Origin of the sequence: Thioclava sp. SK-1 (assembly GCF_001705665.1) — a bacterium.
Classification (GTDB): Bacteria; Pseudomonadota; Alphaproteobacteria; order Rhodobacterales; family Rhodobacteraceae; genus Thioclava.
On sequence record NZ_MDHA01000042.1, the window covers coordinates 83,826 to 106,861 of the forward strand.

23 protein-coding genes are annotated in these 23,036 nt (G+C 54.3%); 10 read left to right on the forward strand and 13 right to left on the reverse strand.

The annotated features are described in order from the left end of the window. Window position 1 precedes the first annotated feature (1 nt). Window positions 2–883 (forward strand): TonB family protein, encoded by an 882-nt coding sequence (locus tag BFP70_RS09820; RefSeq protein WP_083217434.1) that lies wholly within the window; start codon window positions 2–4, stop codon window positions 881–883. Window positions 884–901: 18 nt separating this feature from the next. Here BFP70_RS09820 and BFP70_RS09825 read toward each other — a convergent pair whose 3' ends face one another. Then, the gene (locus BFP70_RS09825) at window positions 902–1,522 is read right to left on the reverse strand and encodes an NrsF family protein (protein ID WP_066011395.1); all 621 of its coding nucleotides are present in this window, start codon (window positions 1,520–1,522) and stop codon (window positions 902–904) included. Continuing rightward, a complete protein-coding gene (locus BFP70_RS09830) occupies window positions 1,519–2,073 on the reverse strand; it encodes a sigma-70 family RNA polymerase sigma factor (protein WP_066011397.1) in 555 nt (184 codons plus the stop codon). The genes BFP70_RS09825 and BFP70_RS09830 overlap by 4 nt, the downstream gene beginning before the upstream one ends. Window positions 2,074–2,299: 226 nt before the next feature. On the opposite strand from BFP70_RS09830, the gene BFP70_RS09835 reads away from it, so the two are divergent. After that, window positions 2,300–3,307 (forward strand): YjgN family protein, encoded by a 1,008-nt coding sequence (locus tag BFP70_RS09835; protein ID WP_255356660.1) that lies wholly within the window; start codon window positions 2,300–2,302, stop codon window positions 3,305–3,307. Between the two features lie 13 nt (window positions 3,308–3,320). Then, on the forward strand, window positions 3,321–4,319 hold the full coding sequence (locus BFP70_RS09840) for a M48 family metallopeptidase (RefSeq protein ID WP_176715540.1): 999 nt from the start codon (window positions 3,321–3,323) through the stop codon (window positions 4,317–4,319). Between the two features lie 13 nt (window positions 4,320–4,332). Here the strand turns inward: BFP70_RS09840 and BFP70_RS09845 are convergent, their stop codons facing one another. After that, window positions 4,333–5,148, reverse strand: coding sequence for an SseB family protein (locus tag BFP70_RS09845; protein ID WP_066011401.1), 816 nt, complete (start codon window positions 5,146–5,148; stop codon window positions 4,333–4,335). 314 nt (window positions 5,149–5,462) lie between these two features. Between BFP70_RS09845 and BFP70_RS09850 the strand changes: the two genes are divergently transcribed. The 6 genes from BFP70_RS09850 (at window position 5,463) to BFP70_RS09875 (ending at window position 13,139) form a co-directional block, all read left to right on the forward strand. Continuing rightward, window positions 5,463–6,116 (forward strand): ABC transporter ATP-binding protein, encoded by a 654-nt coding sequence (locus tag BFP70_RS09850; protein WP_066011470.1) that lies wholly within the window; start codon window positions 5,463–5,465, stop codon window positions 6,114–6,116. Then, window positions 6,100–7,971 (forward strand): capsule biosynthesis protein, encoded by a 1,872-nt coding sequence (locus tag BFP70_RS09855; RefSeq protein WP_066011403.1) that lies wholly within the window; start codon window positions 6,100–6,102, stop codon window positions 7,969–7,971. Before BFP70_RS09850 ends, BFP70_RS09855 begins: the two co-directional genes overlap by 17 nt. A gap of 294 nt (window positions 7,972–8,265) precedes the next feature. Beyond that, window positions 8,266–10,548: a cell wall metabolism sensor histidine kinase WalK gene (locus BFP70_RS09860; protein ID WP_066011405.1), complete on the forward strand. Its 2,283-nt coding sequence runs from the start codon at window positions 8,266–8,268 to the stop codon at window positions 10,546–10,548. Continuing rightward, entirely contained in the window at window positions 10,545–10,931 is a 387-nt protein-coding gene (locus BFP70_RS09865; RefSeq protein ID WP_066011408.1) for a response regulator, read from the forward strand. Before BFP70_RS09860 ends, BFP70_RS09865 begins: the two co-directional genes overlap by 4 nt. After that, complete coding sequence (locus tag BFP70_RS09870) at window positions 10,928–12,109, forward strand: response regulator (protein ID WP_066011409.1); 1,182 nt, start codon at window positions 10,928–10,930, stop codon at window positions 12,107–12,109. The genes BFP70_RS09865 and BFP70_RS09870 overlap by 4 nt, the downstream gene beginning before the upstream one ends. A gap of 4 nt (window positions 12,110–12,113) precedes the next feature. Next, window positions 12,114–13,139: a HEAT repeat domain-containing protein gene (locus BFP70_RS09875; RefSeq protein ID WP_066011410.1), complete on the forward strand. Its 1,026-nt coding sequence runs from the start codon at window positions 12,114–12,116 to the stop codon at window positions 13,137–13,139. 831 nt (window positions 13,140–13,970) lie between these two features. Here the strand turns inward: BFP70_RS09875 and BFP70_RS09880 are convergent. From BFP70_RS09880 to BFP70_RS09925, 10 genes are all read right to left on the reverse strand, one after another. Then, window positions 13,971–14,207 carry a hypothetical protein gene (locus tag BFP70_RS09880; RefSeq protein ID WP_066011411.1) on the reverse strand — a complete coding sequence of 79 codons (237 nt, stop codon included), beginning with the start codon at window positions 14,205–14,207 and terminating at the stop codon, window positions 13,971–13,973. Between the two features lie 277 nt (window positions 14,208–14,484). Beyond that, window positions 14,485–14,634, reverse strand: a complete 150-nt coding sequence (locus BFP70_RS21025; RefSeq protein ID WP_176715541.1) for a hypothetical protein — start codon at window positions 14,632–14,634, stop codon at window positions 14,485–14,487. Between the two features lie 169 nt (window positions 14,635–14,803). Next, window positions 14,804–15,583: a Pnap_2097 family protein gene (locus tag BFP70_RS09890; protein WP_066011412.1), complete on the reverse strand. Its 780-nt coding sequence runs from the start codon at window positions 15,581–15,583 to the stop codon at window positions 14,804–14,806. Beyond that, window positions 15,583–16,848, reverse strand: coding sequence for an MSMEG_0569 family flavin-dependent oxidoreductase (locus tag BFP70_RS09895; RefSeq protein WP_066011413.1), 1,266 nt, complete (start codon window positions 16,846–16,848; stop codon window positions 15,583–15,585). The genes BFP70_RS09890 and BFP70_RS09895 overlap by 1 nt, the downstream gene beginning before the upstream one ends. Before the next feature lie 11 nt (window positions 16,849–16,859). Beyond that, the gene (locus BFP70_RS09900) at window positions 16,860–17,147 is read right to left on the reverse strand and encodes an MSMEG_0570 family nitrogen starvation response protein (protein ID WP_066011414.1); all 288 of its coding nucleotides are present in this window, start codon (window positions 17,145–17,147) and stop codon (window positions 16,860–16,862) included. Next, window positions 17,140–18,120: a sll0787 family AIR synthase-like protein gene (locus BFP70_RS09905; protein ID WP_066011415.1), complete on the reverse strand. Its 981-nt coding sequence runs from the start codon at window positions 18,118–18,120 to the stop codon at window positions 17,140–17,142. The genes BFP70_RS09900 and BFP70_RS09905 overlap by 8 nt, the downstream gene beginning before the upstream one ends. Next, window positions 18,117–18,674: an MSMEG_0567/Sll0786 family nitrogen starvation N-acetyltransferase gene (locus BFP70_RS09910; RefSeq protein ID WP_066011416.1), complete on the reverse strand. Its 558-nt coding sequence runs from the start codon at window positions 18,672–18,674 to the stop codon at window positions 18,117–18,119. Before BFP70_RS09910 ends, BFP70_RS09905 begins: the two co-directional genes overlap by 4 nt. Next, window positions 18,668–19,798: an MSMEG_0568 family radical SAM protein gene (locus BFP70_RS09915; protein WP_066011417.1), complete on the reverse strand. Its 1,131-nt coding sequence runs from the start codon at window positions 19,796–19,798 to the stop codon at window positions 18,668–18,670. The genes BFP70_RS09910 and BFP70_RS09915 overlap by 7 nt, the downstream gene beginning before the upstream one ends. Then, window positions 19,791–20,747 carry a Nit6803 family nitrilase gene (locus tag BFP70_RS09920; protein WP_066011418.1) on the reverse strand — a complete coding sequence of 319 codons (957 nt, stop codon included), beginning with the start codon at window positions 20,745–20,747 and terminating at the stop codon, window positions 19,791–19,793. Before BFP70_RS09920 ends, BFP70_RS09915 begins: the two co-directional genes overlap by 8 nt. Window positions 20,748–20,856: 109 nt before the next feature. Further along, entirely contained in the window at window positions 20,857–21,339 is a 483-nt protein-coding gene (locus tag BFP70_RS09925; protein WP_066011419.1) for an MSMEG_0572/Sll0783 family nitrogen starvation response protein, read from the reverse strand. A gap of 274 nt (window positions 21,340–21,613) precedes the next feature. On the opposite strand from BFP70_RS09925, the gene BFP70_RS09935 reads away from it, so the two are divergent. Continuing rightward, entirely contained in the window at window positions 21,614–22,981 is a 1,368-nt protein-coding gene (locus BFP70_RS09935; RefSeq protein ID WP_066011421.1) for a PLP-dependent aminotransferase family protein, read from the forward strand. The last annotated feature ends 55 nt before the right edge of the window (window positions 22,982–23,036 follow it).

The window sequence follows — 23,036 nt, forward strand, 5'->3', positions numbered from 1 at the left end:
CATGCGCATTGCAAGAACTGCAGAAGTTATGGTGTTTGCCACGCTGGCCGTCGGGGTGCATGTGGCCTTTTTCATTGCGGCGCCACAGGAGGCGGGCGCGATTTCGGCGGGGTCGGCGGGGGAGTCTCTTGCGTCGATCGAGGCCGCAGATCAGAGCGTTGCCGAGATGGTTGAAGATTGGGAACAGGTTGATGTGCCCGAACCTCAGATTGCCCTACCAACCCAACCACCAAAATTTGAAATGCCGGAAATCGCCCTACCGCAGATGGAGGCACAGCCGCCCGGCCCGCCCAAAATGGCCGCGATGGACAGCCCGGTCGCGCCGACACCGCCCGATGTCTTACCAGAGGTGAAACCCGAAATCGCTGAGGCACCGCCCGAAACGACGGCACCGACGCAATCGCCCCGGCCCAAGGAACGCCCGGCGCGACAGGAAAAGCCCAAGCCGAAGAAACAACCAGAAAAGGCCAAACCGGCCAAGAAGGCGGCACCCGCCTCGAATGGTGCGCAGGCACAGCGCGCTGCAGGAACAGGCAATAAGGGTGCGAAGGGCAATAATGGCAGTGCGCGCGCCGCAACCATGTCCAAGGCGCAGGTCGAGAGCCTGCGTGGCAAATGGGGCGCGCAGATCCGGTCCCGGATTGAGCGTCGCAAGCGCTATCCAAGCGCAGCAGGCCGCGCCGCGGGCCGTGCGATTGTGCAGCTGACGGTGACACGGGGCGGGCAATTGGCTGGTGTGCGTCTGGCGCGATCCTCTGGGAATGGTGCGATTGATCAGGCAGCATTACGGGCCGTGCAAAGCGCGGGCCGTTTTCCCGCCGCCCCCAAAGGGTTGAATGACGCGCGCTATACATTTTCATTGCCGATGAGCTTTAAACGATAAGCGAAGGGGCGGGTGCGATCACCAGGAGAATCGCGACCGCCCGATGCCCCATGACAGTGCGGTCGATACGCCGATGGCGATCCCGTACCAGATCACGAAAAACAGCGGATTGTCTTGTGTGCAATACAGGGAATATCCGCTGGCTGCGAGCGAGGATGCCGCCAGCCCGGATAGCGCGGCAGAGGCGCCGGGGCGTGTGCTTGCACCTTGGCTGAAGACATGCACCGCGACAACAATTGGCAATGCGGCCAAGACGATAATCAGTCCGACACATTCACTAATGTAAAATGGCGTCCATTGGGCCGATCCCGATGCCGGTGCCACCCCATACACGATCAACCCGATCCCCACGAGGAGTGGCAATATCAGCGGCCAAAGCGGCAGGCGTGCACCGGGCCGTGTAAACCGTATCACTGCAAACAACGACCATCCCGCGCAAAACAGTGGCAAGGCTGTTTTTAGCGCGACAACGGGTTGCGCCAGCATCTGCAACAGCCCGGGGCGCAGGCCCATAATCCCCCAAAACCCAAGCAGCGGCAGCAGGGCCGCCAACACCAATACCGCGCCATAGCGGCCCGGCCGCATCGGGCGCGCAGCAGGCTGTTGCGACAGTTGTGCAATCAGGTCCTGTGTCATCATCGGTCCATCCTCCTGCCAAGCTCTTCAAGCTTTTTCAACGTGCGATGCAGCCGCACCCGAAGGGTTCCTTCGGCAATTCCCATCCGCAGCGCTACCTCGCCCGGGTCTTCTTCGCGCAGTTTGATCGCGCGGATCATTTCCGCCGAAACAGGGTCTATATCGGCTAGAATCACGTCTAAATCCTGTGCAGCCTCGCGGCCCCGTGCCTGTGACAGCTGCGCTTCATCTGGTAAACTCTCTGACCAATCTGCGATATCCTCGGTCGTCAGATTGCGTTTGCGGAACCCGTCGATCACCTTGTGGCGCGCGATGGCATAGATCCACGGCCGCAAAGGCCGGTCACGATCCCATGTCGCGCGCTTAGTATGTATCGCGATCAGCACCTCTTGTACCAAATCCTCTTGGTCATCGGGGCGGATATCGCGGGCGCGCGCCCGGATAATCCCGCGCAGCACCGGGACAAGCGCATCCAGCAGCCGGGCATAGGCCTGCCCGTCCCCATCAAGCGCCGCGTGCATCCACCCGGCCCAAAGGCATTCCGTCTGTGTCATCTGTCCTGCACTACGCGCTTTATCGTCCTTCCGTTACAGCCTGATCGTAAAGATCTGGCTTTTGCCACATTTTTGTCCGGCTTTGCGCCATTCAAATGGCGAAATCTGCGACCTAAATCGCCTTGACCTAAGCGTAATAACGCATCAAAGATCGCCCGAAGTTCTAGATAAAAGCCAATTAAAACAAAAATTTATGGATCGTAATATGACACCGTTACCGCAAAGAGTGAACTTTTCCGGCAGTGCACGCACATTCTTTGGTATTTGGATTGTGAATGTTCTTTTGTCCGCGCTAACCCTCGGGATTTACTCGGCCTGGGCGAAGGTGCGAACCCGGCAATATTTTTACCAAAATACCACCGTAGGGGATCGCCGTTTTGATTATCATGCCACGGGTGGACAAATTTTCAAAGGCCGTTTGATTGTCGTTTTGGGCCTGATCTTGCTGCAAATCCCGCTTATCAACATCGTGCTTCTTTTGGCGTTGATTGTGATGGTGCCTTGGCTATTGAACCGTTCCATTGCGTTCAATGCGCGCATGACCAGCTTTTCTGGTGTGCGGTTTGGGTTTTCAGGCACCTATTGGGGGGCGTTTAAATCCTATCTTCTTTATCCGATTTTGTCGGTATTCACTGCTTATACGACGTTGCCGATCGTGATCCGGGCGCAGCACCGGTATTATGTGAACGGGCATCGTCTGGGGCAGGCGGGTTTTGCGTTTAACAGCCCGCTGAAACCCTTTTATACCGCTTTTGGTATCGCGATTGGCTGGGCCGTTTTCGCGGTACTGGTGCTGGGCGCGATTGGCTTTGTGACGGGAGCGTTGGCGCCGTTGTTTGATCCTTACGGCATGCAGCCGATGTTCGTCCCAGTTGCGTTCCTGTGGGTGGCATTCATTGTCGCGTTTTTGCCCGCTGGGTTTATTTATTCGGCGCTGATCCGCAATCAGGTTTATGCATCGACCCAGTTGGATGGGGCACATCAGTTTCGCTCTACCGTGCGGCCTTTTGTGTTGATGACGCTGGCAGTCAGCAATGCGCTGGCGATTATCTGCAGTCTGGGATTTGCGACGCCTTGGGCGCATATCCGTATGGCGCGTTATCTGGCGGATAACACCATTATTCTGGCAGCAGGCACTATGGATGAGTTCGTGGACACGCAAGAGGGGGCAGGCTCTGCCATTGGCGACGCCTATACCGATATTGAGGGTATCGACCTTGGCGTTGCGATATAAGTTGAAACATCGGGTGGCTGGGCATGCGTTCGGCCCCCTGTCTTCGCGCCGGCAAAAGGCCATTCTTTTCTGGCAAGAGGGGCAGATACAGCTGGAGGACGTCGACGGGGCGATCCTAAGCACGGCACCGGTGACGCAGCGGCGCCATATATCGGGTGGGCCGGTGTTGCTGGAATTTGCCGATGGTTGGCGGTTTGAGGGCGCAACGTCAGAGTCAGACTTCCCCGGTGTTGATCGCGGGCGGCATCTGCGGCGCGCGGAACAGCTTCACCCGCGGCTTATCATCCTTGCGATTGCAGCTGTGTGTATTGGCTTTGGGGTGTGGAAATATGGCACCCGGATGATAACCGAGCTGGCGTTATGGGCGACACCCGATGCCATGGTGGCGGTGATTGATCGCAGCAATATGGCGCTGATTGACACGACGCTGGCCGATCCGTCGCAGCTGCCCGAAACCCGTCAAGCCGAGCTGCAAGAGATCTTTGCAAAGGTTGCCGCGCAGATACCAAAAGTCAGCTGGGCCACATATCATCTGGAATTTCGCGACATCGACGGCATGGGGCCAAATGCCTTTGCCCTGCCCGGCGGAACGGTTGTAATTACAGATGAATTTGCTGATCTTATCGCGCAGCCCGATATCATTGCCGGGGTGATGGGGCATGAACTGGCGCATGTGACCCAACGCCACGCGCTGCGCCAGATGTATCAGTCTTTCTCCAGCTACATGTTGATCACGGCGATTATGGGGGATATTGGCCCGTTTCTTGAGGATCTTCTGCTGGAAGGGAACGCGCTGATGGCCTTGTCGTTTTCGCGCACACATGAGGCAGAAGCAGATCATATCGGACAAAACAGCGCCTATGCGGCGGGCTATGATCCCACCGCTTTGGCTGAGTTTTTCACGATCTTAAAACAGCAATATCCCAGCGCTACACCGGAATGGCTGTCCAGCCATCCCGCGCATGACAGACGGATCGATAGTTTGCGTGATTTCGAGCCTGACACACCATAATTATGGCGGTCGTTCATCGAAGGATCGGCGGTTTATCAGGGTCCATACCGGGGGCTTTTGGCGTTGCTGACGGGGGGGTGGCCTCGTCTTGTTCGGGCAGGTGCAAGATCAACGCCTTGTCCAACAGGGCATTGGCGGCGGGCGTGTCAGGGTCGATAAAGGTGACATCCAGCTCCCCGGCATCAAGGCCAGAAAATGTCAGCGCCTCTCCCATCGCTTTGGCAATCGCAGGCCGCGCGGACTCGTGAGTGCCAAGGAACGCAAGCACATGGCCTTTATGCCCGTCTTCATAGGTCACGCCACCCAGCAACGCATGGGTGGCCATGCCTGTCAGCTGTTCAAATTTCGCGTCGAAGGCCGGCAGCAAAAGTCCAAGGATCGCAGGCGGCAGTTGCGGCGCCTCAAATGAGACCGGACGGCCCGAGGCGGCCTGCGGTGCGTGGGTCAGCGTGTCGGCCAGCCAATCCATTGCCTCTGGAGGCAGCAACATTGCTGAATCCGCTACGCCGAAATTGACACCCATGCCGATACCTTCTCCGTGTAGGTTCTGCGCGATCACCCGGCCGGGCAGGGCGGCATAGGGGACGGGCTCATCCGAAAATTCGGCCAGCCTCTCTTCCAGATCGAAGGCCAGCACGAAATCACCATCTTCTGTGGAAAAAACCTGTGGTTTGATATCTTCGTCGATCGGCTCTTCTTCCAGCAAAAGGAACAGTTCGGCATCTGCCAAACGATCATAAACAGCAAGCCGCAGCGCCTCATTACTGGGGTCGGCATCCATCGCGGCATAGGCTTTGTCATAAGGGGTGCGGAGCGCATCGTCGGTCATCATATCTCCTTTGTCCCGGTGCTGATCCGGGCGGTCGGGTCATTGCGTATTGCGCCACCCTGTCAGAGGCAAGCAAAACCCGGCCCGCCCGTCATCGGCGCTTCTATGGCTTTGCGTGCCATTTGGCAGCATTTGGGCATAAATTAGATCAATTTGTTTCGCAAATCGCGACAATCACGCATTCCGTGTATATCGTAATCGTGACAAGACATAATCTTGCCCGATTGTCATCCTACAGCTCTTTATTAAGCAAATTGGGTGACCATCTTGCAGGTGACGTCCTGTGGATCAAAAATCCGCAAAAGCGGGGAGCGATGCTCGAGTTCGATAATGTCAGCAAGTCCTTTTGGACCGGCAAACAGCGCAAGGTGATCCTTGATCGTGCCAGCTTCCGGGTGGAGCTGGGCAATTCGCTTGGCATTCTGGCACCCAACGGCACTGGTAAGACGACAATCATCAATATGATGGCGGGTCTGGAAAAACCGGATGAAGGCACAATTCGTAAGAATTGCCGCGTGTCCTTTCCGCTTGGCTTTATGGGCGGCGTTGTGTCCAAACACTCGGCGCGGGAGAATGCGCGGTTCATTGCGCGGCTTTATGGGCTGGATCCCGACTATGTCGAGGCCTTCTGCCGTTGGCTGTGCGGTATCGAAGAATATTTTGACATGCCCGTGGGCACGTTCAGCCAGGGGATGCGCTCACGTTTTACGTTCTCACTGTTGTTGGCGCTGGAATTTGACATCTACCTGATTGATGAGGGGATGCCGTCGACGACGGATGTGAATTTTAACCGCAAAGCAGGCTCTATTCTGCGGGACCGGTTACAAGATTCGACCGTGATTGTGGTGAGCCATCAGGCCTCCACCCTAGAGAAATTTTGCCGAACCGCTGCCGTGCTACATAATGGACAGCTTTATATGTTTGACAGTTTAGAAGAAGCGAAGCGGATGTATGACTACCACTCCTAAGGTTACGAAATACCGCATCCGCCGCGATTCTTTGGCGGCCGGATCCCCCTCCTCTGTTTCGGCTGCGCCGGCGTCAAAGCCTGCGGTAGCCCCGGTGCAGGCACCACGGGCGACGACGCCGCCGCCTGGTCCCGGAAGCTCTGGCCGTGTGTCGCGCAATGGTGTGCGTAATGCTGCCAGTGCGTTGGCTGGAGATTTGGCACAAAGCCGGGCAGAAGCGGCCGGCGCGCCAAGCACGGCATCGGCCGCGCGGGCGGAGTTTGAAAGGCGACCAGAGTCGCTATTTGAAGAGCATGATGACGGGTTTGGCAATCAACGGTTTGCGCAGGCCGCGAAGGGTGATGGCGACACGGTCCTAGGCCCGAAAGAGCTGACCGTAGATGAAGAAATCGCAAAAATCCGGGCCGAAGGGCTTACGGGGCGACAGTTGCGTCTGGCGCGGCGCATGGCGCAAAAACACGGGATCCAAGCAACATCTGATTTCGAAGCAGTGCGCCTGCTGCGGCAAAAAGGCATTGATCCACTGGATCGGTCTAACATCTTGTCGATGGTCAAGGGCGATGCCGAGGATGATGCAAACCTGCCCGCAACCACCGGTGGCCGGACTTTGGCCCGAATTGACGGCAAAGGCGCAGACCCCAATGTACAATTGCCGCAGACTGTAAAGGGCGGCAAGCTGCCTTCGACAGAGTTAATGAATGAAGACACGCGCGCGCGCGATATCATGAATATTCAGCGCGACATTGCCCGGCGGCGGCGGCGCAAGATCGGGCTATTGATCACCCGGCTTGCGTTTTTTGTGTTCCTGCCAACATTGGCAGCGGCGTATTATTACTATGTTATGGCGACGCCGATGTATGCCACCAAGACGGAGTTCGTGATTCAGAAGGCCGACGGCCTGGGGGGGGCAGGGATGTCCAGCCTGTTCTCTGGCACGCAATTGGCGACCAATCAGGATTCAGTGACGGTCCAAAGCTATTTGCAATCACGCGATGCGATGCTGCGATTGGATGCCGACCAGGGGTTTAAGGCGCAATTTCAGCAAGACTTCATTGATCCACTGCAACGTCTGGACCCCGATGCAAGTAATGAGCGCGCCTATAAGCTGTATAAGCGAAACGTAAAAATTGGCTATGATCCTTCTGAAGGGGTGGTCAAGATGGAAGTTGTCGCGCCGGAGCCCGAAGAGTCCAAGAATTTTTCTGAGGCGCTGATTTCTTACGCGGAAGAACAGGTCGATCAGCTGACATCGCGCCTGCGCGAAGATCAGATGAAAGGTGCTCGTGAAAGCTATGCGGATGCTGAGCGGAAGGTATTTGATGCGCAGTCGAAGGTTTTGACCCTGCAAGAGCAGGTTGGCATTATTGACCCGGTGTCTGAAAGCAGCCTTGTCATGAGTCAGGTTTCTGCATTTGAAACCCAGCTACAGCAAAAGCGCTTGGAGTTAGGTCAATTGCAGGACAATACGCGTCCCAACGCTGCGCGAGTGGCTGGTGTGCAGGGCGATATCGCGCGGCTTGAGACATTGATTTCCAACCTGCGATCACAACTCACTCAACGGACATCGGACACGGCCTCCTTGGCGTCTGTCACCGGTGATTTGCGCATTGCAGAGGCGGAGCTGCAGACCCGGCAGCTGTTGCTGTCGCAGGCCGCTCAGCAGATGGAGACCGCCCGGATTGAGGCAAATAAGCAGGTTCGGTATCTTGAGATGGGCGTGCGGCCTGTTGCACCCGATGAGCCAACCTATCCACGGTCTTTCGAAAACACGCTTGTCGCGTTTCTGATCTTTTCCGGGATCTATCTGATGCTGTCCCTGACCGCCTCTATCCTGCGCGAACAGGTGTCAAGCTAAGCGATCACCGCCGGGATTTGGCCGCAATATCGTTGGTGAAGTTCGGGCGGTAATCAACCCCGCCGCGAGAGACGATTTCAACAGCATAAGAAGCTGCACATGTTGTCCATGGACAGTTTTTATGCGCTGGGCCTTGAACGGGCACGCCCAGGGATATCAAACGCCACGCATTGCAATCCAGAGCCCTATCGCCGAGTCTCTGCGCAATTAAATAACATCCATAAGGCGAGTGGAAAGGAATCTTTTATCCTTCCTAGTGCATCATAGCTGTACGCGACATGTCGGGAGCAGCGTATGATCGGGCTAAATCTGTTTAAAGGCGCCTCAATTCGTCAGAAAATTGTTGCCTTGGCTGTCGCGCAGATCCTTGTCACGGCGATCAGCATGGGCAGCCTCGCCGTTTTCAGGACACAGCAGCTGGCAGAAGGCAATGCAATCCAACTGATTGCGCAAGATACTAAATTTGTCGGCGAAACTTTAACGCGCAGCTTCCTTGAAATGCGCTCTGACGCGATGATCGGTTCACGTTCTCGCCCGGTTGTCGGTCTGGTTCACGCCATCGAAAATGGGGGAACCGACCTCATTTTCAACGCGGATGTCGGCGTTTGGCGCAAAGCAGCATCCGATCTATTTCTGTCGATTCTACTGAACCGCCCTCATTATCGTCAGTATAGATTCATCGCGCTGGATAAAGAAGCGCATGAATTGGTGCGCGTTGATCGTACGAAGGACGATCGGTTGACGGTGACATCGGCTGACAAACTGCAGGAAAAGCAGTTTGAAGAATATGTCATTGCGGCGCGCAATCTAAAACCGAATGAAACATATTTATCGCGCGTTACGCTTAATCGGGAAGAAAATACGATTGATTCCGAAGCGCTGCCAACAATTCGTATGGTTGTGCCCGTTTTTTCAGGAGAGGTGAAAATTGGATTGATTGTCATAAATGCCGATTACCGGGCCATGCTGCAAAACTCCTTCGGATCGGTCCTGTCGGATTCAGATGCATATGTCATAAATGGTCAAGGTGATATATTTGAATTTGTGCGTGGTGAAGGGAGCGCAAAGCTTGCTTTTAGGGGATTATCGGACGATCTGCAGATCCAAGCTGCGCTGAATCAGGCGGTGGATACGGCGCCGGGCGAAAAACTGCTGCTAAGCGATTTGCGTCTGACCTATTTTAATCAGGTGAAGCTGCCATTCGTCGGTCCGGACACAGAGCTGTTTACCGGCCTATCGATTCCAAGGTCGCAATTGGCGCATCAAGTGGGCCAGGTACGTAAAGCTACGGCTGGGCTTGCGGGAATTTTACTTGTTGTGTGCCTTCTTGGCAGCCTACTTGTCGCGCATTCCGCGACTGAACCATTATCACGGTTAACTCGTTTATTGGCCAAGGCGCGATATTACGACGACTTGAAGGATTTACCGGATATTCGTCATGACGAAGTTGGTAGTTTAACACATGCGTTCCGCAATCTCTCACGCCGCTTGAAGTCGTCTGAACTACAATCGCAAGCAATACTAGAAAATATTTCCGATGGCATCATTATTCTCGATCATTCTGGTAAAATACTTCGGATGAACCCAGCGGCATTTAAGCTATTCGGCTATCGTACAGATGAAATAATTGGGCATCATATTACCGTGTTATTTCCCAATGAGGATGCTGACGAGGACGCGGACTTCATCAAAAAATACCTCCCCATAAAAGATCCAAAAACAGCCGGGTATGAGGTAAGCGGACGAAAATCTAGCGGCGCTATCGTGGATATGGACTTATCGTTAAGTGAAGCGAGGGTTGGTAAGACATTGTATTTCACAGGTGTCATGCGGGACATAAGCGAAACAAAAAGGGTGTCCAGATTAAAAGATGAATTTGTCTCGACTGTTAATCATGAGCTGCGAACACCTCTGACGAATATTCGGGCGGCTTTAGGGATGCTGCAAATGAGTATTGGGGAAAGTCTGGACCGTAAATGTAAAAGACTGCTGCAGCTATCGATAGATAATGGCGCAACTCTGAGCAAGCTGGTCGACGATATGTTGGATATCAAGAAGATAGAGTCCGGGTGTATGGAGTTTGTATCTGAGTATACAGAGCTGCGAACACTTGTGGCCGGGATTGTCTCGGGCCACGAAGCCTATGCAAGTAGTTTTGGGGTAAACCTTAAATATCAAAACTATGCAAAGCAAGCACTTGTAAATTTAGATCCACATAGGCTTAGGCAAGTTATTGTAAACTTACTTTCGAATGCTGTGAAGTTTTCGCCGGCCGGCGGAGATGTGATAATATCGCTTTCCGATGACACGGAGGGATGGCTCAGAATTTCAGTGTCAGATAGTGGATCGGGTATACCAGAAAATTTTCATTCGCGCGTCTTTGAACAATTCTCTCAGGCAGATAGTTCGGCATCTCGTAGAAAGAACGGCACGGGACTTGGCTTATCCATTTCAAAGAAGTTTGTCGAATCCTTTGGTGGAGAGCTGACCTTCAAAACGGCTGAAGGGATCGGGACGACATTTCATATAGATTTGCCAAAATCTCAGGATGCAAGCCACAGAAGGGCAAAAGCATGACCACATCACTGGAAAAAATACTTTATGTAGAGGATGACGAAGATCTTTCGGAACTTACAATGATGGTTTTGCAAGATTTAGGTGGGTTTGAAGTAGAGCATTGCTGCGATGGATTTTCAGCTATTAGAAAATATCCTTTTTTCTTGCCGCAGTTGATTCTGATGGATGTTATGATGCCAGGTATGGATGGGGTCGATACTTTCAAAGAAATGAAAAATAAATTTACATTGGAAGCATGCCCCGTTGTTTTTATGACAGCCAAGTCTCAGGTGCATGAACAGATGCAATACAGAGATGTTGGCGCCATTGGAGTCCTTCCCAAACCGTTTGACCCTGTAACTTTATGCGACGAGGTTATATCATTATGGGCATCACACCAATGAATGATAAACTAGACGGCTTAGAAGTAAGTTTGCAGATCATTCGCAAGCGATTTCTTGATCGTGTCGAGGTTTGGCTCAAAACAGCTTCAGACTTTAAACTTAAAATTACAGAAAATAGTTGGACTGATGCACAATTGGATGAAGTGTATATGCAGCTTCATAAGATTGCAGGGTCCGCGCAAACGTTCGGTTTTCCCGAGCTAAGTGACTGTGCTCGAACGGCGGAACTGGCGGTTGAACGACTTTCATGGGGTAAGCTTAATGCTGGTGAGCGTTGCTTCTTGGAAATTGAAAGCTTTATCGTGGTGGCTACAAGTGTAATTGTCTCATCCAGAAATAATGTAGCGGATGTAGTGAGAAATATTGAATTAAGTGAACCCAGCCTAACGGTATCAACTGAAAAACTTTCTGTATTTTTAGTCGATGATGATGACCTTCTCCGCGACCTATTGACTAGATCACTTTTAAACGATGGTGTGCAAACATGGGTTGAGTCAGATGGAAATGCAGCGATGCTGCGCCTGAAAGAATTCTCTTCAGGCCTACCAAGAAACCGACCAGATGTGATCATATTAGATGTTCATATGCCAGGAGTGAATGGGCTTGAAATTTTAAAATACATTAAAAATGATGAGCGTATCAAAGATATACCGGTATTAATTGTTACACGGGATACCTCTGAGTCTATCATAATGGAAGGAATTTCTCATGGAGCGGTAGACTATATATCTAAGCCTTTCGATATACGGTGTCTTCAAGCGAAAATTCAGGAAATAGCCCGCGCTCATCGTACAAAAATATTGATTGCGGATTCAGATACATTTTTAAGCCGTGCTATGTCAAGACGGTTTCAACAAGCTGGTTTTTCTACTCAAGAAGTGCAAGATGGTGGCCGGATTCTTGATGCGATATTAGATTATAAACCAAATGTTATTATTCTTGAAGCGTCGCTGCCTGGGTTGGACGGGATCTCTATCCTGCATAAGATGAAATCTGGAAAAGACATTAAGGATATACCGGTAATCATGATGTCAAGCAACTATGATTCTGAGACTGTATTGCAATCTTTTCAATTTGGAGCACAAGATTTTATCTTAAAGCCAATTGACTTGGAAGAGGTCGTCGCTCGATCAAAAGGTATTGCACGTCGTCAACGGCTACAAGATTATTTGGAATAGTCTGATGGTGTATTTCTATGTCTACGGATTGTTTTTATGCACATTGGTTTCGTGCTTGGCTTTCTTTTTGACATTCAAGAAAATAAAGAGTGCAAACTATGAAGTAGTAGACGGTCTACGTCACGATGGGAATGTTGAAAGTAAAATTTCTTTAGAAGATGAAGCGCGACCTTTTTTATTTTTTTCTCTGATTTGTTTTGAAAACCAAATTCTACCTGTAGAAGAGGATGTTCGCGTAAAATATGATGAAATGCCATCGGTTGTGGAAGTGGCTTGTTGCTACCTCTTTAATTTGAAAGGAAAATCTAGTGAAAGAATTATTGAGATATCTCGTGCTTTAGGGGTGATGGACTGGTGCCATCGCACACTCACTAAAAAGAATAGTGAGTACTTAGATCTTTCAGTGAAATTCGTAGGGTTGTCTAGAAGTGAAAGTCAATTGGATAGATTGTTTAGTATCGTTCAAGATGATGATCACCGTTATTCGTTTCTCGCTTTAGAAGCGATAAGCCGGATTGGAAACCGGGCATATATCGATATGTGTATTAGCTATACGGGGTATTTTAAAGAATATTCAAGGTCCCAAAAATATGAGCTTTTAAAAATTTTTTCTTGGAGCTGCCCGGCGATAATTATCGACGGTTTAATTAAAGATGAAACGCCGCTGGATGTTAAAGTCTTGTCATTCGAAACGATGAGAGGTGTAGGGGCTCCGAGTCAGGCAGTAGATGCAGCCAGAAAACATCTAAACTCGGGTGATGAGTTGCTTCGCGCGTCTGCATATGGGATGCTTGCCCGCTCTGGTCAGGCATCCCACGACGACGTTGTAGCAGGGGTAAATGATAGCTCGTGGCGTGTACGTTTAGAGGCAGCGAATGCAGCTGTTTATCTTTGTCCGTTTCCGAACGATGTGTTTAAGGCGCTTATTTTAGACCCGAACTGGGACGTCAGCCTTAAGGCATCACAGCTTGCGATGCGGCACGGCAATATGGGCGTCCATCTGCGGAATATTGCGGAGAATGCGCGATGATCGTAACAAAAAGAATGGGTGTAGCTTTTATTTTATCCAGAAAGTTGGTACAAACTAACGTAATGGGGAAAGTTAAAGACGTGGTGGAAAATCTCCCCTGCAGCCTTGCCGCGTTCTTTAAGGCGTGATCGGTCAATTTTTCAGCGCATCGCGGGTGAAGTCGTACCATTCCTAAGAAGATCGCTGTTCGGTCACGATGACGGGCCGGTTGCGTCACCGGAAAAGTGCAATGCGCTCGGGATGTTTTTTTAGATGGCGCTGTGTGGTCTGTCGTCGTTGCGCTTATTCCACTCCTCCAGATTTTCGACGGCAGCTGCAGGGCCCATGAACCAATATTCCTTCAGGCTATTCGGGCTTGAGCTTACTGTTGAACGTCTCGATGAACCCGTTGTCCGTTGTCCGTTGTCCGTTGGTTCGCCGGGCCGTGATAAGTTCAGGGCCACACTCTTTGCGTAGGCCCTTAGATTGAGGTCGCGAGACATGAACTCTGTGCCGTAACACCTTCGGAATGCATCGGTTGGAGAGGCGATCATCGTTTGCGCAGCCCACAAATAGCGTAAGCCAGGCCATCACAACCGGCGTTAGGTCCCTACAGTGGTTTTGTACGAACCACGCCACAAGAGAGGCCGACTATGACCACGATTAGTATTACACAGACGAACATTGTTTTGGCGGCGATCAACATCGCCAAGTCGCGCCATGAGTTTCAATTGCCATTCCGGGTAAGACACGCCGCCAAAAATTGACGGTTCTTAATCCAAAGGGAGATTTTGATCGTCTGATTGCTGCTTTTGGCGGGGTATGACATACCTGTTTGGGGCGCTTTCGAAGCTAACCGATCGGGCAACCCACCTTTTCCAAGGTCCAGACGGCCTTTTCACCACGGTAGCTGAAGCGTGCATGCAGCGCCGGACAGAACGAGCGGGTGTCGACGACAGTGAGCATGCGCAGCTTTTGCCTCAGCGCCAAGTGGCCGTGGACAAGGTCCACCGCCCAAATATCGTTCGACCCGACGGCCTTAGCGCGATGCTCTGGTAGCGCGGCCTTCATGCGCCGCTTCGGTGTCATGGTCCGCACTGCATATTCATTGCGTTGTAAACACTGTAGGATTTCTTGACGCTATGGCGCAAACCCTCGCGATCAAGAACGACAGGCGCAGGCCGGTACGCATAACTGACACGCGTTTCGCAAATCTCCTTGATTTGCGCCTTTAGCACTGCCGGATCCGTGCGACGCGATTTGTAATGGTAGCTTGAGCAGTCACAGCGCGCCCGACAAGCCCTGCGAATAGCGGTAGCCCAAGCCGCGCGTATCCCGCGAAGGAGTTCATGCGAGCGTTCTGGCTTCAGCGCATTCGGCGGATGACATCCGGAAGCATTTTACGGGCCAGAGTCAGGTCCGCGACAATCTTCTTGAGCGGCGCATTCTTATCCTCGAGCAGCTTTAGCCGCCATATCTCGTCGCGCGGCAGCCCGCCATCTTCGCCCTGCTTCAAGATGAACGCCTTTTTGTGCGTCCGGGAGTTTCGATGCTTTCACGCGGTTCCGCGCCTTTCCCAGCCAGGAAAAACGACCCGAAAACCCTAGGTTCAAATAATCCAGTTTTCAGTAGGCAGAGCAGCGGCAGAAAGCGGTCCATTTCCCAATTCTTCTCTTGTAAAAACATCAGTCGATCACCGCCAACGCCCGTCCGTCTTGCGCCCGCAGGAGCAGCCCTGCGTCCATGGTCTCCACCAAAATGTCCTCGCCCGCGTCAAGATTGGAAAGATAGGTAACGTTCCGGGTGATTCCAGCATTCCAATGCGGGCGTGCCATCTCGGCAATCTTCGAGAAGGTGGGGAAATAGAGAAGCCCGACTGCATTAAAATCAAGCGCGGGTAGGGGGGTGTAACACAAGATGGGCGTTTCAGGCCCAACGCTGCGTGCCAGCCGTGCAGCATCCCTTGCGCTGCGCTCCAACGCCATCACCTCGGTGGGGGCTAGGGGCAGCGGGCTTAGCCCCGGCAGGCTCTTGCGCATCAGACGTCGGTTGGATCCGGTTTCGTCATGGCACAGGAAACAGCTGATCATCCGCAAGCATGCCAGAATGCCCATTTCGGGATGGGACAACACATGAACTGATCCAAGACGCGCGCTGCTAACCTGATACAGTGTCGATTCCAGCGTTACCTGTGCATCCATAAGGCCACGCGCACGCGGCGCGATGCGTAGCGCCGTGCTGCAAAACGCCGCGTAGATGCTATGCCCGTCTGCGTCATGCAGCGCCACGCCGGTCTGGCCCGCGGTCTGCGCGATCAGCTGCCAGTGGCGGTCCCCTGCCATCCGCAGAAGCCACGGCTCAGACAAACCCAGCCCTGAAAGATTGGCCATCTGCAGCGGAAACCGGGTGATCTGCTGCGCTTGCTGCCAATTCTGCGCACGGGGCAGCGAACAAAGTGTCCCCATCACGCGTCAACCATCAGCTGGGCCTCGATCTGGTCAGCCAGGTAACGACTGTCTTCCTCGATCCCAAGGAACCGGCCTGACCCCCATGTATTCAACCAACCGAGCCCGACGAAATGCAGCCCCCTATGATCGGTGACGCCTCGTTCAAAGATGGGCTTACCGCGTGCGTCGAACACATCGGCTTCGATCCACGCATAATCGGGGCGAAAACCGATGGCCCAGATGACCGAGGTGATGCCCTTTTCCGCCAGATCGATTTCGGTGATCTCCTGCTTGGGTTCCCAGACCTTTTCAAAAGGGGGTTCGAACGGTGCTGTTATCCCTTCACGTTCAATATATGCGTCGATCTGGGTACGGATGCCAACATAGGACCTGTCCGCGTCATCCAGGTTTTTCTTCAGATCGGGCAGGAAGCGGACCTTGAATCCCGCCATATCCGCCAGCGACCCGTAAAGGGATACACCTGCCTCACAGTGAAATCGGCGCAGGTCGATCTCTTTCCCGCCATCACGGCCAGACATGTAATGATTGGTTTGGGTCAGCGCCTTATGCGGATCAGGATGCGTGTCTATCGTGATCGCATAATGGCCGGCATCATACAGCCAGTCTGTCGTATCGCGCCCGCGATATTTGCGCGGGCTGCGTGGTGCGGGTCCCACCGCCAGATGCACGTCACGGCCTGCACGCGTGAAATCTTCCATCACCTGAACGCCGGACTGCCCCGTGCCGATGATAAGTACGCCGCCATCAGGGAATTGCTCGACATTGCGATAATCGACCGAATGCATTTGCATCACAGATGGGTCAAGATCCTTAGCATAGGCAGGCTCGATAGGCGTATCATAGCCACCCGTGGCGATTACGACCTGATCGGCGGTCCAGTTGCCGATGCTGGTTTCAACGATAAACCCGCCTTGCGTGCGCGGGGCAACCCGGGTCACAGTGACATGCTCATGAAGATCGGGTCTGGTCGCGGCGGCAAAGGCGTCAAGATACTCTGTGATCTGATCTTTAAGCATAAAACCATCCGGGTCTGTCCCGCCATATTCCTTGTCATAGTGAAAATCAGGCAGGCGACATTGCCAGTTCGGCGTGACAAGGCAAAAACTGTCCCAGCGGTTCATCCGCCATGACTGAAATTTCTCGTGACGCTCGAATACGACAGCGGCGATCCCCTTTTGGCCCAAGGTATAGGCAACCGACAGGCCAGCCTGCCCGCCGCCCACGATGACCACAGGACTGTGCGGTGTTTGGGTCTTTTGCATGGCGGGTATCCTTAGTGCGTAAGTCCGAGGCAGGTAATCTGCGCGCCGGTCTGGGTTTCAAAAGGGGCGATCCGCGTCTCGATGCGGGTCAGCTGATCCATCGCTGAAGAACAGGCAAAGCCGTATTTCTTCTCGACGCGGTTGGACGCGCGGGTCAGTCCAATCCGTGCGCGGTTCAGGAAGTCCTTCACCTCATAGCTTTGACCGGCTGTGAAAAGCTCGCCTATGATGGATGAGGGCGAATACAGCCGCTCTTCGGCACCGTCAGGCCAGCGCACCGTCCAAAATGTTTCAGGCATTCAAGCCTCCAAGGTTAAGATAGGGGGATTGCGCATGATCCCAAAAAATCGCGGCATCAAGTCCGTCGCGCAGGGTAACGGCGGTGCCATCCGTGACATGACCAAAGACCTGTGCGGCGATCCCGTGGGCGTCAAACTGCGCGCAAAGCTGCGCCACGCTTTCAGGCGCAACCGAAAGCAGGAAGCCATAGCTTGGGAAACTGCGCAGCCAACGCGGCAACGACACCCCTGACGGCGGATGGATCGCGCCAAGATCTAGCACGATCCCAACATTGGAACATTCGGCCAGCATCAGGGCGGTGCCTGCGATGCCGCCCTGACTGATATCTTTCCCCGCTGGCACAAGCCCCGATTGCGCCAGTTCGGGCAACAGTTCCAGATCGCGGCGCAGCTGATCGGATGTGGCATGGGCTGCGGCAAAGAAGTTGTCAAAGTTGCGATAGGCGCCGCGATGGTCGATCACCCCGACCAAAACATGGCCCGGACGCGCCGCAAAGCTTGAGATAAGCACGTCTGCACGCCCCAGCACCGTTGCCGCCAGCCCAAGATCAGGTGCGGCGAAATTTGTATGTCCGCCGACCAGTGGCACACCATAGGCTGTCGCTGCGGCCTTCATGCCCGCCAGCATAGGCTCGGCCTGCCCGGGCGTTGGGGCCCAGATCTGGTCGACGATCGCACGGGCGCGCCCCCCCATCGCCGCGATATCAGACAGGTTGACCATAACCGCGCACCAGCCTGCAAACCACGGATCATCCTTGATAAACGCGGGAATAAACCCCTCACCAGCAATAAGATCATAGCCGCCGCCATTGGGCAAAGCAGCCGCGTCATCACCCGGATGACCATAGCTTGCCGCCGTCAGCCCCAGCGCACGACCCGCCGCGCCGATTGCCAGCTTTGAACGGATCGACGGATGGCAGCGCAGCGCTTCGGCCAAGCTGTCCAGCGGGGTTTTCACAGGGGTGACGATCATGACGCAACCTTCCGGCGTGCCGGGATGCGATGATACCACCCCGCGACCGGGTCCTCGCACGGCGGATAGCGCAAGAGATCAGCTTCCATCAGCGTATGTGTGACACCATGGATCATCAGACGGTCCAGGACCGTCCAGTGTAACCGCCGAAAGAGGATCTCATTTTGAGTCTGCACATGGGCCATGAAGCGGGTGCAGCCGCGTGCATTGGCTGTGCGCACCGCCAGTCGGATCAGCTCGGCGCCCAAGCGCCCCACATGGCGGAAATCGTGATCGACAGCCAAGCGTGAGCCCCACCATAGGCCGGGGCTTTCCTCGTGTATGCGCACCGTGCCCACGATCTGATCAGCCTCATGCGCCAAGGTCGACAGCGCTACAAGATGGGTGGCAATCAGGTCGATCTCATCACGGTCGTTGCCGACAAAAATGCCCTGTTCTTCGACGAATACGCGTTGGCGCAGGCGGGCTGCGCCGCGTGCCTCAAAGGGTTTGGACGCCGCGCGGATATAATAGCCCGGGCAGTTGAACTGGCGCTGTTCGATTTCCATCAACATGGGGCAACCGCCTTTGCCGGCACACGCAGTTTTTCATAGGTAGACAGCGCCGAACACGCCCCGCATTTTCCACAGCCAGCTTTGATATCTTCAGAGCGGATACCCGCTGCGGCCACCATCTGGCCCAAGGGGCGCAGGATCTGCGCCATAAATTCGGCAGTGGGTGCAGGGTGGCTTTCCAAAGGTGTGCCAGAGATCGGAACGAAAGGCACAACGAACGGGTAAACACCCATACCGCAAAGTTTTTCACCCATCTGAAGAATCGCGTCTACAGAGTCGCCCAGCCCCGCAAGGATATAGGTTGAGACCTGACCGCGCCCGAAGACCTTTACTGCCGCCTCAAAGCTTGAGTAATATTTTTCCAAAGGCACCGAAGCTTTTCCGGGCATAATACGTTTGCGGACCTCTGGGGTGACGGCTTCAAGATGCATCCCCAGCGTATCGATACCTGCATCGAACATGCGCTGGTGCCAGAGATCATCCTCGGGTGGCTCACATTGGCCCTGAAGCGGCAGATCGACCGCCGCTTTTATCGCGCGCGCACTGTCACATAGCACCTGCGCCCCACGGTCCTTACCTGCAGGGGTGCCGGTGGTCAGCACCATATGTTTAACCCCATCGAGCGCCACCGCCGCTTTGGCGACCTCGGCCAGTTGGGCCGGGGTCTTATGCGCAATGGTGCGCCCTGCCGCCAGCGACTGCCCAATAGAGCAAAACTGACAGGTCTTCTTGCGGCTTTCATACCGAATACATGTCTGCAACACCGTGGTTGCCAGCACATCCTTTGAATGGAGCGTAGCAATTTGACTATAGGGGATGCCGTCCACGGTGCTTAGGTCATAGAATTTGGCGCGCGATGGAAAGCGGATCTTGGCGACCTCGGCGCCGTCGCGCAGCACGCGGGCGGCTCCCGTCGCATCTGGGGCCTCGACCAGATAGGGGCTCTCAAAACTGGGGGCGGTATGGACAGGGATCATGACCGTTACATCGTTGATCGTAACGGCCTTGTGATCAGATGGGCCAGCGCCACCACGACGGCTATCTTGTCCCGCACGCGGGTCGATAAGCCGCATTCCATGGGTCTGAAGTTCGTTGATCAAATCGGACTGGGCGAACTCAGGCATTGGTTTCCTCCGGTTGGTCCTCGATCACGTGGCGCGTTGTGGCTGGGCGTGTGTCGTGCAGAAGGCTCAAAAGCTCGGGCCGTGCATAATGACCAACGCTGTCCATCATACGTTTGCGCTTTGCGACCAGCTTCATATCCAGATCAGCGATCAAGATGCCCTCGCCGTGGGTCAAAGGGGCGACCAGATGCCGGCCTTCAGGGCTGATGATGCAGGTCATGCAGCCCGAACGCAGGCCCTTTTGCAAACTGGGGTCGGGGTGGATCTGGGCGATCTGATCTTCCGTCAGCCAGCCGGTGGCATTGACCACGAAACAACCCGCTTCCAAGGCATGGTGGCGCATGGTGACTTCGATCTGGTCGCGGAATATATCACCCACCAAAGAGCCAGGAAAATGCGCAGCATGGATCTCTTCGTGCTGGGTCATCAGCGCATAGCGGGCCAAGGGATTGTAATGTTCCCAACATGCAAGCGCGCCAACGCGACCCACACGTGTATCAACAACCTTCAAGCCCGCGCCATCGCCCTGGCCCCAGACCATACGCTCATGGTAGGTGGGCGTAATCTTGCGGCGTTTAAGAACAATCGTGCCATCGGTGTCGAATACCAGCTGCGTGTTATAAAGCGAACCGTGATCGCGTTCATTCACGCCCAGCACGATGACCATAGTATGGCTGCGTGCGGCCTGTGCCACGGCTTCTGTCTCGGCCGATGGAACGACAACCGCCTGTTCCATCAGCGCAAGATGGGGCGCACCTTGCTGAACCGGCGGAAGGACGAAAGAGAAATACGGATAATAGGGAACAAAGGTTTCCGGAAATACGAGGAAATCGACGCCTTTGCCTGCGGCTTCTGCAATCGCGTTCAAAACGCGTTCCATCGTGCCAGCGCGGCCAGATAAATCTGGCGCAATCTGCACGGCGCCTGCGCGGATAATATCGGTTCGCATCGGAATTGGCCTTTCGCATCGAACTGGGCAAAGAGCGCTTCGGACCCCGTGTGGGCTCCGAAGCCAAAGGCCAGGCTGAAACATATCGCCTGCCCACGGGAGGGACGGTTCAGACCGTCCAAGTGTCGAGAATGACGGCATTGTCTTTTTTGTGCAGCAAGATGCAGTCAAGCACGTCTTGCGGCGCAATTGGGGTGATCCCTTCGATAAGCGACGCTTCGCCATGACCATAAAGAGCCTGCAGGGCAAAGCGGCAGGCATAGACCTTGCCACCTTCAGACATGAACTTTTTCAGGTTGCTGTTGAAGTTCAGATGGCCCGGAAATGCTTCGTCGCCCAGCGTTGGGAAGCCGCGCTGAATGCCCAGCGTCACGCCCGGCCCATACAGCAGAATTGATGTCTCATAGCCTTTGCGGTTGAGGCGGATCGCGTTGAGAATATTCACAAGCCCGATGGAGCCTTCAAACGCAACGGTATGGAACGTGACAAGCGCCTTCTCGCCCTCATCCGCTTTGACATCTTCGAAGACTTTCTCTTCGTAATCGACGAAAAAATCCCCGTCCTTATGCGTCTCTTTGGTTACCTGCGGCATGAAGCCCTCCGTGTTACTGTGTGGGTTCATGCTGACAAAGTTCAATACATGCAATCAATAATCGGTCTAATGACCATTCAATTAAAAACACAAAATGCATACATTGTGATTTCATTTTGTGCAAATGAACGCTTTTTGCTATCTTTTTGATCAATATTTCAATCAGGCAGGGCCAAAATTTCGCCTGCGCACCGGTTTTCAGTTTAAAATGCATACAATTCGACTTCATTATCTTGAAACGCCTGCTATCAATGCGCCAAGCAGGAGAAGTTGCATGATGAACTGGATTCCCACCCATATGGCCGAGGGCGTGCCGCGCTACATCGCAATTGCGGATGCGATCGCCACCGACATCCGCGAAGGCCGCCTTGCTGCCGGGGACCGATTGCCGCCGCAGCGCAAACTGGCTGCCGATCTGGGGATCGACTTCACAACAGTCTCGCGGGGCTTTGCCGAAGCACAAAATCGGGGCCTGATTACAAGCCATGTCGGACGCGGCACATTCGTAACCCAGGCCAAAGCCCGGGACACCGTCGATCCGGCGCGGGCGGCGGCAGAAGATCTGTCGATGAATATGCCGCCCGAACCCACCGATCCCGACCTGCGTGCGCGCATGAAAGAGGGGCTGGATTATATCGGCGCCAATCTTATCGAATTGCTGCGCTATCAATCCCCCATCGGCACCGAACGTGACCGCGAAGCGGCGTCGATCTGGCTTAGCATGCGTGGGATGGTCCCTGCTCTTGAGCGTGTTGCGGTTACCCCCGGCGCCCATGCGACGATGGCTGCAATTTTGTCAATCATCGCCAAGCCGGGCGACAAGATCTTATGCGAAGAAATCACCTACCCAGGCCTGCGCAATATCGCGGGCCGCTTCGGGGTCGATTTGGTGGGCTTGCCGATGGATCAAGACGGCGTTCTTCCCGATGCGCTGGACGAGGCGATTGGTCGGCACCGCCCCAAGGCGCTTTATCTCAATCCGACATTGCAAAATCCGACGACCCTGACTGTGCCCGAACCACGGCGACTTGCGCTTGCAGAGATCTTGCGACATCACGCACTTACATTGATCGAGGACGATGCGTATGGGTTCATCCCAGCACGCGCGCCGGCGCCAATCGCCGTGTCCATTCCAGACCTGACCTGGCATATCGGCGGGCTCGCCAAATGTATTGGGGCGGGGTTGCGCCTGGCGTATACGGTGGCCCCTTCGGCCAAATGTGCTTTCCGGTTAACGCAGGCAGTCCGCGCGCTTTCCGTAATGCCATCCCCACTTTCGATGGCATTGACCACACAATGGATCGAGGATGGCACGGCAGACAGTATCCGCCGCTTTATTCGCGCCGAAAGCGCCGCCCGCCAAACGCTGGCCGCGCAGGCGCTTGAGGGGTTTGAGTTTAAAAGCGCGCCGAACGCCTTTAATCTGTGGCTTGAGCTGCCTGAGGGCATCGGTCGCGCCGATGTCATCGCGCGGCTTGCTGGACGAAAGCTTAGTCTGATGCCCTCCGATGCGTTCACTGTTGCAGGACAACCACCTGAACGGCTTCGGGTAAGCCTTGGCGGTTCAATCTCGCGCGAGATGCTTAAGGAGAATCTGCTTCACCTTAATCATGCGCTTTCACTCGACAGTTTTTTGGGATGAACATGCCTGCGCATTAGGAATGCGGGGGGATCGCCCGGGCTTGTCCGATGTGGCT